13 protein-coding genes are annotated in these 14,041 nt (G+C 54.0%); 8 read left to right on the top strand and 5 right to left on the bottom strand.

The window, feature by feature from the left end:
• Positions 1-24: 24 nt before the first annotated feature.
• From IF205_RS13770 to IF205_RS13755, 4 genes are all read right to left on the bottom strand, one after another.
• The gene (locus IF205_RS13770; RefSeq protein WP_259779936.1) at positions 25-1,023 is read right to left on the bottom strand and encodes a cysteine synthase A; all 999 of its coding nucleotides are present in this window, start codon (positions 1,021-1,023) and stop codon (positions 25-27) included.
• 31 nt (positions 1,024-1,054) lie between these two features.
• Entirely contained in the window at positions 1,055-1,684 is a 630-nt protein-coding gene (locus IF205_RS13765) for an NUDIX domain-containing protein (protein WP_259779935.1), read from the bottom strand.
• 152 nt (positions 1,685-1,836) lie between these two features.
• Positions 1,837-2,046: a cold-shock protein gene (locus IF205_RS13760; RefSeq protein ID WP_259779934.1), complete on the bottom strand. Its 210-nt coding sequence runs from the start codon at positions 2,044-2,046 to the stop codon at positions 1,837-1,839.
• 235 nt (positions 2,047-2,281) lie between these two features.
• Positions 2,282-3,241 carry a fatty acid desaturase gene (locus tag IF205_RS13755; RefSeq protein WP_259779933.1) on the bottom strand — a complete coding sequence of 320 codons (960 nt, stop codon included), beginning with the start codon at positions 3,239-3,241 and terminating at the stop codon, positions 2,282-2,284.
• 184 nt (positions 3,242-3,425) lie between these two features.
• Between IF205_RS13755 and IF205_RS13750 the strand changes: the two genes are divergently transcribed.
• The 6 genes from IF205_RS13750 (at position 3,426) to IF205_RS13725 (ending at position 11,235) form a co-directional block, all read left to right on the top strand.
• Positions 3,426-4,286 (top strand): helix-turn-helix domain-containing protein, encoded by an 861-nt coding sequence (locus tag IF205_RS13750; protein WP_259779932.1) that lies wholly within the window; start codon positions 3,426-3,428, stop codon positions 4,284-4,286.
• Complete coding sequence (locus IF205_RS13745) at positions 4,283-5,080, top strand: phosphate/phosphite/phosphonate ABC transporter substrate-binding protein (RefSeq protein ID WP_259779931.1); 798 nt, start codon at positions 4,283-4,285, stop codon at positions 5,078-5,080. The genes IF205_RS13750 and IF205_RS13745 overlap by 4 nt, the downstream gene beginning before the upstream one ends.
• A gap of 309 nt (positions 5,081-5,389) precedes the next feature.
• The gene (locus tag IF205_RS13740) at positions 5,390-7,120 is read left to right on the top strand and encodes an ABC transporter substrate-binding protein (RefSeq protein ID WP_259779930.1); all 1,731 of its coding nucleotides are present in this window, start codon (positions 5,390-5,392) and stop codon (positions 7,118-7,120) included.
• Between the two features lie 145 nt (positions 7,121-7,265).
• On the top strand, positions 7,266-8,198 hold the full coding sequence (locus IF205_RS13735) for an ABC transporter permease (protein ID WP_259779929.1): 933 nt from the start codon (positions 7,266-7,268) through the stop codon (positions 8,196-8,198).
• Between the two features lie 12 nt (positions 8,199-8,210).
• On the top strand, positions 8,211-9,101 hold the full coding sequence (locus tag IF205_RS13730; protein ID WP_259779928.1) for an ABC transporter permease: 891 nt from the start codon (positions 8,211-8,213) through the stop codon (positions 9,099-9,101).
• A 10-nt stretch (positions 9,102-9,111) separates the two neighbouring features.
• A complete protein-coding gene (locus tag IF205_RS13725; protein ID WP_259779927.1) occupies positions 9,112-11,235 on the top strand; it encodes a dipeptide ABC transporter ATP-binding protein in 2,124 nt (707 codons plus the stop codon).
• A gap of 64 nt (positions 11,236-11,299) precedes the next feature.
• Here the strand turns inward: IF205_RS13725 and IF205_RS13720 are convergent, their stop codons facing one another.
• Positions 11,300-11,458, bottom strand: a complete 159-nt coding sequence (locus IF205_RS13720; protein ID WP_259779926.1) for a hypothetical protein — start codon at positions 11,456-11,458, stop codon at positions 11,300-11,302.
• 359 nt (positions 11,459-11,817) lie between these two features.
• Here IF205_RS13720 and ccoN point away from each other — a divergent pair, with 359 nt between their 5' ends.
• Together ccoN and ccoO are read left to right on the top strand one after the other, a co-directional pair.
• Entirely contained in the window at positions 11,818-13,299 is a 1,482-nt protein-coding gene (gene ccoN / locus IF205_RS13715; protein ID WP_259779925.1) for a cytochrome-c oxidase, cbb3-type subunit I, read from the top strand.
• Between the two features lie 14 nt (positions 13,300-13,313).
• On the top strand, positions 13,314-14,039 hold the full coding sequence (gene ccoO / locus IF205_RS13710; RefSeq protein ID WP_259779924.1) for a cytochrome-c oxidase, cbb3-type subunit II: 726 nt from the start codon (positions 13,314-13,316) through the stop codon (positions 14,037-14,039).
• Positions 14,040-14,041 lie beyond the last annotated feature (2 nt).

The raw sequence follows: 14,041 nt of genomic DNA, 5'->3' as shown, positions 1-14,041 counted from the left end.
CGGGGTAAATTGCAGGATGGAGGGTTACATCCAGGATGGCGTCGGCAATCCCAGACCGGACAGGAATTCCGGGTTAAACAGCTTGGTCTGATACCGGGTTCCGGAATCGCAAAGCGGAGTGACAATTGTTTTGCCCGGCCCCATCTTCTTGGCCAGTTTGATCGCTCCCATCACGTTGATGGCAGAGGAGCCGCCCAGGCAAAGGCCTTCTTTCTTGAGCAAGTCAAATAGAACGGGCAGGGCCTCGGCATCGCTCACCTGGAAGGGTTCGTCAATCTCAAGACCTTCCAGGTTTTGCGTGATACGTCCCTGGCCGATCCCTTCGGTGATTGAACTGCCTTCGGATTTTAGTTCGCCATGGGCGTAATAGTTATAAAGCGCCGCGCCATTCGGGTCGGCGATGCCGATGACAACGTCTTTGCTACGCTCTTTCAGGGCCATAGCCACACCGGCAAGCGTGCCACCGGTCCCGACAGCACATATGAAGCCGTCGATCTTGCCGTCGGTCTGCTCCCAGATCTCCGGACCGGTTGTCTCAAAGTGACCCTGGCGGTTGGCGGTATTGTCGAACTGGTTGGCCCAGATGGCCCCGTTTTCTTCAGTTGCCGCCATTTCTTCGGCGAGGCGCCCGGAAACTTTCACATAGTTGTTCGGGTCTTTATAGGGCACAGCGGGGACTTCGCGAAGGTCGGCACCTGCGAGGCGAAGCATGTCCTTCTTTTCCTGCGACTGGGTTTCCGGGATTACAATCACAGTGCGATAGCCGCGCGCGTTGCCGACAAGCGCCAGACCGATGCCCGTATTGCCTGCGGTCCCTTCAACAATGACGCCACCCGGGCGTAACAGGCCCTTCTTCTCCGCATCGAGAATGATTGCTTTTGCTGCGCGATCTTTGATCGAGCCGCCTGGGTTCAGGAATTCTGCCTTTCCCAGAATGGTGCAGCCGGTCAATTCGGACGCGCCTCTCAGCTTGATCAGCGGTGTGTTGCCAATCGCGTCAACAAAGTCTTCCCGATATTCCATTACTTTTGTGTCCTTTTATGTAAACCACATTCTATTTAGGTCGTTCCCACTGCAGACGCAAGTCATCTCTGTTCAATGCCAGCCAATAAAGTGTCGTGACAGTCAGAATATTACTTATTTTTCCGTGCATTGCAGCATCCAGTGCAGATTGGAAATCAATTGAGAATGCACGGATATCTTCACCTTCTTCGTCCAATCCATGGATGCCATTGACTTTGTCTGCATCACAACGGCCGATAAAAAGAACGACCTCTTCATCCATGGCGCCAGGGCTTGTCAGGTGTCGGCCAGCCTCGACCAGATCGAGTATTTCACAATTTGCCTCTTCGAGGCTTTCGCGAATAGCAACCTCTTCCGGAGTTTCGCCCGGTTCTATGATCCCGGCAACCGGCTCTATCAGCCAGCAATCCTCTCGTCCGTTGGCATAGGCACCTGCGCGGAACTGCTCAATCAGGACAACCTTGTCACTGACAGGGTCATAGGGGAGGCAGGCAACTGCATTGCCTCGCACAAAAACCTCGCGCCTGATGTCGTCCGACAGGCCGCCTTCAAAGGTCGGGTGGCGGACTGTGAGGCGATCCATTCGGAAATATCCCTGAAAACAGGTCTCCTGGCTGACGAGTTTGACATCCTTGTAGTGGAAACGCGTTGAATCTTTCATGTGAATTTTACCGTATGTGATCTGTTTGGCTGGTAAGGGAAGGGTGGCGAAAGGAACGGTCGGCTGCAAGTCTTGTTGACAGAAAAGCGGGGCATAAAAAAAGCCCCGGGAAAATCCCGGGGCTTTTCGCATCTCAGATGCTGGGAGCGTTGTTAGTCAACAATGCTCAGGTTCTCGGCAGCCATACGACCACCGCGACCTTCAACCAGTTCATAGGAGATTTTCTGGCCTTCGTTCAGACCGCTCAGGCCGGAACGCTCAACAGCGGAAATGTGAACAAAAGCGTCTTTGCCGCCTTCGTCCGGCTGAATGAACCCAAAGCCTTTGGTGGTATCAAACCATTTAACAGTACCGGTAGCCATGACAACTCCTCATTGCGTCAAGGTTAGGATGTTTTGGTACACCATGCACCAAAACGGTAGAAAGTAACGCTGGGAATCGTCGTGCAGGTCGTCGAACGGCAGTAGAAAGCCAGGTTAGTTTCTTAAACACATCTGATGTACGATAAAACAGGGATCGCACGCAAGAGAATAGTAGGGATGCGATCTATAGATATGGACTACAACCACGACTTTTTTCTCCGATGTTGCTCCGTTGTCACGGCTTTACGTCACAAGCCGCTTGATTATTGACGGCGGTAACGCCCAGCGGGCTTGCCGCCAGGGACGGGCCCGGATGAGAAGGCAGGTCTTTCGGGACCAGCAGGTATTGCCTGAAGACATCATAATAGCCGTCAAAAACATAACCGCCATTCTTTTCCAGCACTTTTGCGCGATTGGCACGGTAGAAGGCCGTTATGCGATACCAGGGCATGCCAGGGTGATCGTGATGGATCACATGATAGTTGTTGTTAAGAAATAGCAGGCTGAATACCGGAGAATTCTCCACGATGGCTGTTCGCTCGTCGCCATTGGGAGCGGGACGGTGTTCCAGGTAGGACCGAAGCAGGGCAAGGGCAGTACCCGGCCAGGCGAAGGTGAGAATGTAAAGACCAATGGGGAAGTCGCAAACTTTCGTCAGCCACAAAATCATCGCGGTCATCACAACGGCATGGCCCAACCAAGCCGGCAGGGAACGGAAGTTGCCCTGACCGAAGCGCTGTAATTCATGATACCAGAACTGCCCGACGGTGAGGAACGGGCCGATCAAAAATCTGCCGAGGACTGAATTGTTGAAGGTCAGAAGTTGCTGCACAGGCCAGGGGAGTGACTGCCACCGCTGAGCTGTCCAATAATAGCTTTCCGGATCGCTGCCAGGTGTCGTCAGTTCCGGTGTTTCGTGGTGGATGATGTGGCTGTCCCGATAAATGGGGTATGGGAGCCACAGGGCGGCGGGGAGATAGGCGAAGACCTCATTCAGTCTTTTCCAGCGCGTTGGGTGGCCATGGAGAATTTCATGCTGGAGGTGCATATGCCAACAGGTGAGGGTTGCCCCCAAGGTGACCAGCATGGCTATGGGTACTTCATTGCGAAAATATGTCAGCAGAAACCACCCAAGATGGACGGTGACTATGACCAGCCAGGTCGGAATTTCGCAACGGTCCCAAAAACTCTTCATCTGTACGCCCAAAGCCTAAAATCTTTTTTGTTTCTGTAGCTTGAGCGGAAGCGGATAGAGCGGCAATGAGTGATTGATAACAACTTGCCGCAGAACGTGATAATATAATCAGAATGGTGATAAAAATAACCATCTGTTAGAATAATCACGTTTCAATATCGTTCTCGTCAGTTAGTGCAGGGATATGAGAACACAAGATCGACAGAATATGGTGCGGCTTTTCAGAACACGCCTGGTGGCGGCAATGGAAAGTGGTGGGTTCAATCAATCGTCCCTGGCTCGACAGGCCGGTGTTGACCGGTCAACGCTTTCACAGCTTCTGGCCCTTGATAACGACCGGTTGCCGCGTGCGGACACGGTCGCGGCCATCGCCATGGCCCTTCAGGTTAGTGTGGACTGGCTGATGGGCCTGAGTTCCGAAGCCAGGTTGGGGGCGGCGATCCTGCAGGAATCCATGCAGATTACACCCAGCTCTAATACGCCAACCGATGAAGGGCTGGTCCAATGGCATAACGAGGCCGTTGGCTATAAAATCCGCTATGTGCCGAATGGTTTGCCTGATCTGATGAAAACAGAAGCTGTTTTACGTCATGAGTATCGGGACTTTGCGGCCAGCAGCAGCAGCCGGGCGATAGCGGCTTCCGAGCGCAGGCTGGCCTACACAAGAATGCCAGATGCGGATATGGAAATTTGTGCGCCCCGACAGGTCTTTGAGACTTTTGCAAGCGGCGTCGGTCTGTGGAACGGCCTGACTGACGACGAGCGTATGGAGCAACTGGACCGCATGATAGAGGTGTTGCGGGAACTTTATCCAAAGCTGCGTTTGTTCCTGTTTGACGGACTAACCCATTATGCCGCGCCATATACCGTTTTCGGGCCCAAGCGGGCCGTCATTTACATCGGGCAAATGTATTATGTGTTCAACACGAGGGAGCATGTGCGGAGCCTGACCGACCATTTTGACAATCTTGTCCGTGGAGCTGTGGTTCAGGCGAATGAAGCGGCGGACTATTTTGTCCGATTGAAAGAGGAAAGCTTCTCATGATGTTTGCCAGTCTGCCGATGTATGACTTTCAGCCCGTTGCTGAGGCAACGGCGGCGATCTGGTCGGCATTGCGAACAGAAATATTGGCGAGAAAGCCCGATCTGGACATCCCGGTGAATTATGCACGTGCGGAGGCTATTCCGGATCTTCTTGCCCATTGGTGTGATCCGGCGTTGCTTTTCTCACAAACATGCGGCTATCCGCTCACCCATGCTTTGCGCGGAAAGGTCCGGTATCTTGCCACACCGGTTTACACCGCTCCGGGCTGTTCCGATGCAGGAGATTATTGCAGTTTCCTGCTTGTCAGACAGGATGCGCCATTCCAAAGTTTTAACGATATTCGGGGCGCTTCTTTTGCTTTTAACGAGCGCGGCTCGCAATCGGGGTTCAATACCGTTCGCTGGATGACGCAGGCAGCAGCCGGTTGTGATCCGGACGAATTCTTTTCCGCCATCTCCGAAAGCGGGGGGCACCGGTGGAGTATGGCGATGGTCTCGGAAGGCGAGGCGGATCTTTGTGCCATCGACTGCGTGACCTACGCGTTGATCGCCCGCTTCGCACCGGAGGAGGTGTCGAATTTACGCATTCTGGAGCAATCTCCGGTCGCTCCGGCACTTCCCTATATTACGTCTCTGGTTCATGACGATGAGATGCTTGGAATTCTGCGGGACTCCATTCAAGCTGTTGTTCTCAATGAGTCTTTATGTGAGGCAAGGCAAGACTTATTTTTAAAAAATGTTCACGTACTTCCCTTGAAATCCTATGATCGTATATGCAACACAAGTGTCGCGTAATTGATATTTTGTTTATACCCTTGACGCTTTTACGACATAGCCTGGGGGAAACAAGATATTAGTAGGGTTAATTATTTGACTACAAATTTGATTAGTGTTCAAATTCTTGGGCACTAGGGAGGCTTGTAGTCAACAAGCATAATCGATTAGCGGTCTGGATGAACCGATTAAGGTCGAAGACAGGGCAAGGCGTGAAAAAAGCCTTTTATCAAGATTTTAAAGAAAGATTTTCAGGGGTCAGCGGCATGCTGATCGCTTGTGCCCGTGTTTTCACCTGACCGCCTTGACTAGCCATGAGGGAGACTGCGAATGCGGAATACCAAACGCTATATTGGACGCGTCACAAGGCAACTAGGGGGCGATATCCATGAGTATATTCCTGAACTAGCCAACCAATTGCAAAAAAGCCTGGTCGACAGGCGTGAATTCTTGCGCACCTCCGCTCTGCTGGGGATGTCCGCCACGGCTGCCTATTCCATGGCGGGAGTGCTGACCGGCAAACATTTCATTCCCCAGGCCGTGGCCCAGGGAAAACCCGGTGGATCGCTTCGCGTCTCCATGGCTGTCCAGGAAATGACGGATCCGGCGACTTTCGCCTGGGTGCAGAAGTCGAATGTCGCCCGATTCATCGTTGAACATCTTGCCTTGACCGGTGCTGACAACATCACGCGTCCGTATCTTGCTGAGCGTTGGGAAGCGTCCGATGATCTGAAGACCTGGACCTTCTATCTGCGCAAGGGCATTACTTGGTCTAACGGTGATGACTTCGGCGCCGATGACGTCGTCCACACAGTCAATCGCTGGCTGGACCCAGCCACCGGTTCTTCCAACCTGGGGCTGTTCGATGCCATGGTGGAAGAAGTCGATACCGGCAAGAAGGATGAAAACGGTAACCCGATCAAGGAAAAACGCGGTATTGCGGGAGCTGTGGAAAAAGTGGATGACTATACCGTCCGCTTCCATCTGAAGCAGCCGGTTCTGTCCATGCCGGAAAGCTTCTATAACTACCCGACCGCGATTACCCATCGTGGTTTTGGCAAGGATTACGAAGCCGACCTGTCGAAAAATCCGATTGGCACACATGCTTTCGAACTGGCGGAATTCCGCATCGGTGAAAAAGCAGTCCTGCAGAAGAAGCGCGACTGGTGGAATGGCAATTTCTACCTGGATGAAATCGTGTATATCGACCATGGCGAAGATCTCAATGCTGCGGTAGGTGCCATTGCCTCCAATCAGGTTGATATGCTGTATCAGATTGGTACAGACCAGTTGCCGATCCTGGAGCGTTTACCCAACGTGGATATCCACGAGGCCGTGACGGCGCAGACGGATTGCATGCGGATGCAGATCACCCAGAAGCCCTTTGACAATCTGAAACTGCGTGAAGCGATAACCGCTTGCGCTGATCGTCAGAAGATTCTGGACGTCGCCTATCGCGGTAAGGGGATGATCGCGGAAGACCATCACGTCTGCCAGATCCACCCTGAATACTTCAAACTGCCGCAGCGTTCGCAGGATTATGACAAGGCCAAGAAGCTTCTGGCCGAAGCCGGCTATGCGGACGGCATTGATCTTACCATTGATGTCGGCGACACAAACGGCCCCTGGGAAACCGCGGCTTGTGAGGCGCTTAAAGGGCAGTGCGCTCCCGCTGGTATCAACATCAATATCAACAAGATGCCTGCCAACCAGTATTGGGAAGTCTGGGATACCACACCCTTTGGTCTCACCGCCTGGACGCACCGTCCGCTGGGAACCATGGTTCTCGCGCTCGGTTACCGTTCCGGTGTGCCGTGGAACGAAACCCACTTCAACAGTCCGGAGTTCGACGCCGCCCTTACAGATGCCGAAGGCACGCTGGACGTGGCGGAACGGACGAAGAAGATGGAGAAGGTCGAGCGTCTGCTTCAGGACGGCGCCGTCATGGTTCAGCCGTATTGGCGGTCGATTTTCAAGGCGGCAACCAAACGGGTGAAAGGGTTCAAGACCCATCCGACCTATTACCATCAGTTCGAAACAGTCTGGCTGGAAGACGCCTAAGGTGCTTCTGGAATTGCGGAGGTGGTGCTGTCCCACCTCCGCAGTTTTGCCAGTCACAAGAGGCGCTCACGCCTGGCTTCAAGAAAAGCGCTCTTGTGTCGGCTTTTCACCCCAATAAATAGAATCAAGTCAGGATAGAGACTGAATGGGGACATTAATCATAAAACGGCTGGGAATGATGGTGCTGGTCATGCTGGTCGTGGCCCTGCTGCTGTTCCTTGCAAATGAAGGGGACCCGTATTCAATCGCCCGCGGTGTATTGGGTCCATATGCGCAAAAACACCAACTTCAGGCCTGGATTGTTGAACACGGCTATGACCGTGCAATCATTGTTCGTTATTTTGAATGGCTGGGACGGATTTTGACCGGGGATCTTGGCGAGTCGGTCATCTACAAACAGCCCGTAGCCAATATTTTTTGGGAGCGCCTGGCGCGAACCGGTATTCTGGCAGGTGTGACATTCGCTGTTATGGTGCCTCTGGGGCTGATCCTGGGGGTTTTGGCAGGGATCAAGGAAGGGTCTTTCCTGGACCGCTTTATTTCGGTCCTGTCCATCGGGACCACGTCAGTCCCCGAATATGCAAGCGCTGCTTTCCTGTCCATTATCTTTGTATATCAGTTGGGTTGGTTGCCGGGGTCCTCGTCAATGTCCAACGGTTTCGACGGTGTGGAACTGATTTTGCCTGTGGCCGTATTGGTGCTTTATGGTTTTGGTTATATCGCCCGTATGACACGTGCCTCAATGGCAGAAGTCATGACGACCCATTATATCCGCACGGCCGTGCTGAAGGGGATTCCGCAACGCAAGGTCATTTTGCGGCATGCTCTTCGTAACGCGATGATCGCGCCTTTCACGGTGATCATGTTGCAGTTGAACTGGCTGCTGTCAGGAGTTGTCGTTACCGAATTTGCCTTTGGCTATAAAGGGTTCGGTGCGTTTCTTCTTGAGGCGGCGCTGAGGAAGGATATCTTTTCGATCGAAGCCTGCGGCCTCGCGGCCGTTTTTGTTGCTGTACTCAGTCAAACGCTAGGGGACATTGGCTATTCGCTGCTGAACCCGCGCATCCGGTTCAGTTAGGGGAGGTGCACAATGACTGATACAACAGCAAACGGTGTAACGAAGCCAACCCCGGCCATTATCCAGTTTTTGCGGGCTGTCAGCCATCTCCGCGAAAGCCCTGTGGGGATGCTGGGCGCATTTATCGTCTTGTTCTATGTCGTGATGGCTGTTTGTGCGCCATTGTTGGCGCCTGTAGACCCGAACTTGCAAATGTTGCCATTCGCACGACCGGGAGAGGTCGGGCCGGACGGGCATGTTTTCTGGTTTGGAGCAGACCAGAGAGGGCGAGATATTCTCTCCCGCATCATCTGGGGCGGGCAACGAGTGTTGTTTTACTCATCACTCGCCACGGCCAGCGCCTATGTCGTCGGCATCATTATGGGGCTTTGCTCGGGCTATTACCGCGGTTGGGTGGATGAGGCCCTTTCTTTCCTGGCCAATGTCATTCTGTCCTTCCCGGTGATGGTTCTCTATGTCCTGATCATTACGTTGATCGGGGCGTCCGGCACGAACATCGTCTTTGCCGTCGTCTTTGCCAGTTCGCCCGGGATCATGCGTATTGTCCGTGGTCTGACACTGGACCTTCGGACCCGTGATTATGTGGCTGCGGCCCAGACACGCGGTGAGAACGGCCTTTGGATCATGTTTATCGAGATTCTGCCGAATGCGCGGGGGCCGTTGATTGTCGATGCCTGTTTGCGGATGGGCTATACGACGATCATGATCGGGGCCCTTGGTTTTCTTGGTCTCGGACTGCCGCCACCCGATCCGGACTGGGGGGGGATGATCAACGAATCACGCTCGCTTGCGGCTGGTGGATTTGCTTACATGATCCTGTTCCCGGCCTTGTCGGTATCATCACTGGTCCTGGGCTTTAATCTGCTGGCCGATGGCCTGCGTGAAGTCTCACTGCGCGATTAGGGAGGGCGATATGGTAACGCAAGAAGCCAGTTATAACGGCCCGATCCTGGAAGTGGAGGGGCTGGACATCTCCTATTTCACCCGGGCCGGGGAAATTCCGGCGGTCAAGGATTTCAATCTTGTCCTGCAGCCGGGTGAAAGTGTGGGGATTGTGGGAGAATCAGGCTGCGGTAAGTCTACCGTGGCCATGGCCCTCATGCAGTATCTCGGCAAGAATGGCGGTATTGTCGGCGGCAGCATCAAGTTCAAGGGCCGCGACATGAACTCCATGAGCGGGGAGGAATTGCGTCAGTTGCGCGGTTCCGATATTGCCATGATCTATCAGGAGCCCATGTCGGCCCTGAACCCGTCCATGACCATTGGCAAACAGTTGACGGAAGTGCCGCTTTATCACGAAGCGGATTGTACGGAGGCGGAAGCCTATCAACGGGCGGTAGATATGCTGGCAAAGGTGCATCTGCCGGACCCGGCCCGTCTTATGGGGGCCTTCCCGCATCAGATTTCCGGCGGTCAGCAGCAGCGTGTCGTGATTGCCATGGCATTGCTGTCCAAACCGTCTCTTCTGTTATTGGATGAGCCGACAACGGCGCTGGATGTGACGGTTGAGGCCGGAATCATCAAGCTGATCCGTGAGATCAGTGAGGAATTCGGCACCTCCATGATCTACATCTCCCACAATATGGGGCTGATCCTGGAGACTTGCGACCGGGTCTGCGTAATGTACTCCGGTCAGGCTGTTGAATTTGGTACGGTCAAGGAGGTGTTCGATGAAATGCGGCACCCCTATACGCGTGGCCTGTTCAATTCGATTCCCCTGCCGACGGCGGATAAGAACGCTGCTCCTCTGATCCCGATTCGAGGCCAGCTTCCCCTGCCGCATCAGCGTCCACCGGGCTGTTACTTTGGGCCGCGATGCGATCATTTCGCCGAGGGGCGTTGTAATAACCCGGATGGTCTTCCCTGGGAGGCCGTGGATGGTTCCAGCGGTCATGCCGTGCGTTGCGTGCGCTGGCGGGAAATTGACTGGGCAAACTACAACCCGCATTACGATCAGCAGGAGGCTGTCGAATCGGGAGATAAGGTCCTGTCGGTCCAAAACCTTCAGAAATATTATGAGGTCAAGGCTGGTGGGCTGTGGGCCAAGTTGACGGGCAGGGGCTCTATATGGGTCAAGGCCAACGAAACCCTGACCTTCGATGCACGTAAGCGTGAAACCGTCGCGATTGTGGGGGAATCGGGCTGCGGCAAATCGACTTTCGCTAAGGTCCTGATGGGCCTGGAAGGGGCCACGGACGGTCAAATCATCTACAACAACGCTGAAATATCGAAGTTACCAGTGAACAAGCGTTCTCCGGAGCAGATCGGCAGTTTGCAGATGGTTTTCCAGAATCCGAATGATACCCTGAACCCCAGCCACACCGTTGGCGGCCAGATCGGTCGGGTTCTCAGGAAATTCGGTGTCGCAAAGTCCAGTAGTGACGTGAAGCAACGGGTGAACGAACTGCTTGACCTGGTGAAACTACCGCGGGATTTCGCCTATCGCCGCCCAAGGCAACTTTCCGGCGGTCAGAAGCAGCGCATTGGTATCGCCCGTGCCTTCGCAGGCAACCCGTCCATGGTCATTGCGGATGAACCTGTTTCTGCTCTGGACGTATCCGTTCAGGCGGCCGTGACGGGCCTGTTGATGGATATCCAGAGGGACTATGGCACGACGTTGCTTTTCATCAGCCACGACCTGTCGGTTGTCCGCTATCTGTCAGACCGTGTGGTGGTGATGTATCTGGGGCAGATTATGGAGCAGGGGGCGGTTGATGACGTCTATGCGCCTCCCTACCATCCCTATACAGAAGCCTTGTTATCGGCGGTGCCGATTGCCGATACCAGCGTGCAGAAGAAGGAAATCGTCCTGGAAGGGAATCTGCCCAGTGTCTTGAATCCGCCGCTAGGATGTCCCTTTGCAAGCCGTTGTCCGCGAAAAGTGGGTACGATTTGCGATGAACAACGGCCGCCGGAACATGATGCCGGTGGTGGTCACAAGATTGCTTGCCATATTCCGCTGGAAGAGCTTCGGGAAATGGATCCGGTGATCGTCCTCAAACCTAAACAGGGTGACGAACTCCCAACTGGTGAGTGAGTATTTTTGGTAAAAGAAAAAGCCGCTGGACCAATAGGTTCGGCGGCTTTTCTTATGTGTTAAATCAGGTGTTTTTCACAATCTGGCGATAAACGAATGCGACGCCTGTGACAAACAGGAGAATGCCAACCCATGAGAAAGTGGCGTCATGTGCGCCGCTGGCGAGGAACAGCCCCAGGACGGCCACGACCGTCATAAAAATGCCAATGATCCAACCTGCCATGGAAAACTCCTTTGCCGATAATGTCTGTGTGTTCGATTCAACGCTCTGCATGATCTGGACCCTTATAGTCAAGTTCGATCACCATACACCGGAGCAAGGACATTTTGTCACAGTCACAATAAACCATCCGCGACGCACCCCTTACGATCCGGCAGAAAACCTAAGTCTGGACGTCAAGCATCAGTCGATGCTTCGTCTATTTTACCTTAGGTGGTAACATATGTCGCATGGGGGGATAGGCCATTGACTTGTATCAATGAACTGTCGCCGGAAGCGAATTACTTAATAACCGTCGGAAATTAGCGCTGCTGTAAGGGGAATTCACGGCAGCGCATTTGGGTAACCTGGAGGATCGACATATGAGCCAGGCAGCAGTGGTAAATACCAGCTCTGCTCCGGCCGGACAGGCTGTCGCCTATGATGAAGGCGTCATCCGTATGTTCACGATCGCAACTGTCTTTTGGGGAGTTGTTGCGTTCGCGGCCGGTGATTTTATTGCATTTCAATTGGCCTTTCCGGCCTTAAACTTTGACGTAGAGTGGCTGAGCTTCGGCCGACTGCGTCCGCTGCACACCAGTGCGGCGATCTTTGCTTTTGGCGGCAATGCGCTGCTTGCGACTTCACTTCATGTTGTACAACGCACGTGCCGCGCCCGTCTGTGGGGTGGCCCGGAAGTCGCCCGTTTCCTGTTCTGGGGCTATCAGCTTTTCATCGTGATGGCTGCGGTCGGTTATGTGACCGGCATTACCCAGGGTAAGGAATACGCGGAACCTGAATGGTACGTGGACCTTTGGCTGACAATCGTATGGGTTGTCTATCTGACGGTTTATCTTGGTACGATCATGCGGCGTAAGGAGCCGCATATCTATGTGGCCAACTGGTTCTTCCTGTCCTTCATCGTAACGGTCGCGATGCTGCACGTCGTCAACAACATGACTGTGCCGGTAAGCTTCTTCGGTGCGAAGAGCTATACCTACTTCTCCGGTGTTCAGGATGCCCTGACCCAGTGGTGGTACGGTCATAACGCGGTTGGCTTCTTCCTGACGGCAGGCTTCCTGGGCATGATGTATTACATCGTTCCCAAACAGGCCGAGCGTCCGGTTTATTCCTATCGTTTGTCGATCATTCACTTCTGGGCTTTGATTTTCCTGTATATCTGGGCCGGTCCTCACCATCTGCATTACACCGCTCTGCCGGAATGGGCCCAAACCCTCGGCATGGTCTTCTCGGTAATGCTGTGGATGCCGTCCTGGGGTGGCATGATCAATGGCCTGATGACCCTCTCCGGGGCATGGGACAAGCTGCGTACCGACCCGGTCCTTCGTTTGATGGTGACCGCGATTGCCTTCTACGGCATGAGCACCTTCGAAGGTCCGCTGATGAGTATCCGGGCTGTTAACGCCCTGAGCCACTACACCGACTGGACTATTGGTCACGTTCACTCCGGCGCTCTTGGCTGGGTTGCAATGATCAGCTTCGGTGCGGTGTATTATCTCACGCCAGTCCTGTGGAAGCGCCAGCGCCTGTACAGTGTTCGCCTTGTTGAGCTGCACTACTGGGTCGCAACTGTCGGCATCCTGCTCTACATCACCTCCATGTGGGTGTCGGGCATCATGGAAGGCCTGATGTGGCGGACCTACGACGATCTCGGCTTCCTGCAGTACAGCTTCGTTGAAATCGTCGACAAGAAGTTCTGGGCGAACGTCGTTCGCGCAAGTGGTGGCTTCATGTTTGCCTGTGGTGGTTTGATCATGGCGTACAACGTGTTCCGCACTATTCGCGGCGATCTGCGCAAAGAACGTGCTTACGACAGCAACGCCAAGCCGGTAGCGGCTGAGTAAGGGGGGCGCTAGCAATGTTCATTAAGCATAAGTTGGTTGAAACCAATATTGCCCTGATGACCGTACTCGCATTGATTACGGTAACCATCGGCGGCATCGTCGAAATCGTTCCTCTCTTCACGATCGAGAGCACGATTGAAAAAGTAGACGGTGTGCGTCCGTATTCTCCCCTGGAGCTTGTCGGTCGTAACATCTATATCCGTGAAGGCTGCTATAACTGCCACAGCCAGCAGATCCGTCCGTTCCGGGACGAGGTTGAACGCTATGGCCATTACAGCCTTGCTGCGGAAAGCATGTACGACCATCCGTTCCAGTGGGGGTCCAAACGTACCGGTCCGGACCTGGCGCGTGTCGGGGGGAAATACTCCAACAACTGGCATGTCGCTCACTTGACCGATCCGCGCGCTGTTGTGCCGGAATCGATTATGCCGGGCTATCCGTTCCTGAAGGAGCGTGAACTGGATGCTGATGATATCGCAGAACACCTGAAGACTTTGCGGATTGTCGGTGTGCCTTATTCGGACGAAATGGTCGAAAACGCCCTGGCTGACCTGAAGGCCCAGGCGGACCCGGAAGCCGATTGGGACGGTTTGCAGGCACGCTACCCGAAAGTGGTTGTCGGTGATTTCGACGGTGATCCGACCAAGCTGACCGAGATGGATGCATTGGTTGCTTATTTGCAGATGCTTGGCACCTTGGTCGACTTTACTCAGTACCAACCAGAAGATCTGCGGCAGTAGGA

The organism is Aestuariispira ectoiniformans (assembly GCF_025136295.1).
Taxonomy (GTDB): Bacteria; Pseudomonadota; Alphaproteobacteria; order UBA8366; family Aestuariispiraceae; genus Aestuariispira_A; species Aestuariispira_A ectoiniformans.
This window is presented reverse-complemented; position numbering and strand designations above follow the sequence as displayed.

Coding starts and splice junctions, on each gene's coding strand:
- IF205_RS13770 (WP_259779936.1), bottom strand. CDS start 1,023: ATGGAATATCGGGAAGACTTTGTTGACGCGATTGGCAACACACCGCTG.
- IF205_RS13765 (WP_259779935.1), bottom strand. CDS start 1,684: ATGAAAGATTCAACGCGTTTCCACTACAAGGATGTCAAACTCGTCAGC.
- IF205_RS13760 (WP_259779934.1), bottom strand. CDS start 2,046: ATGGCTACCGGTACTGTTAAATGGTTTGATACCACCAAAGGCTTTGGG.
- IF205_RS13755 (WP_259779933.1), bottom strand. CDS start 3,241: ATGAAGAGTTTTTGGGACCGTTGCGAAATTCCGACCTGGCTGGTCATA.
- IF205_RS13750 (WP_259779932.1), top strand. CDS start 3,426: ATGAGAACACAAGATCGACAGAATATGGTGCGGCTTTTCAGAACACGC.
- IF205_RS13745 (WP_259779931.1), top strand. CDS start 4,283: ATGATGTTTGCCAGTCTGCCGATGTATGACTTTCAGCCCGTTGCTGAG.
- IF205_RS13740 (WP_259779930.1), top strand. CDS start 5,390: ATGCGGAATACCAAACGCTATATTGGACGCGTCACAAGGCAACTAGGG.
- IF205_RS13735 (WP_259779929.1), top strand. CDS start 7,266: ATGGGGACATTAATCATAAAACGGCTGGGAATGATGGTGCTGGTCATG.
- IF205_RS13730 (WP_259779928.1), top strand. CDS start 8,211: ATGACTGATACAACAGCAAACGGTGTAACGAAGCCAACCCCGGCCATT.
- IF205_RS13725 (WP_259779927.1), top strand. CDS start 9,112: ATGGTAACGCAAGAAGCCAGTTATAACGGCCCGATCCTGGAAGTGGAG.
- IF205_RS13720 (WP_259779926.1), bottom strand. CDS start 11,458: ATGGCAGGTTGGATCATTGGCATTTTTATGACGGTCGTGGCCGTCCTG.
- ccoN (WP_259779925.1), top strand. CDS start 11,818: ATGAGCCAGGCAGCAGTGGTAAATACCAGCTCTGCTCCGGCCGGACAG.
- ccoO (WP_259779924.1), top strand. CDS start 13,314: ATGTTCATTAAGCATAAGTTGGTTGAAACCAATATTGCCCTGATGACC.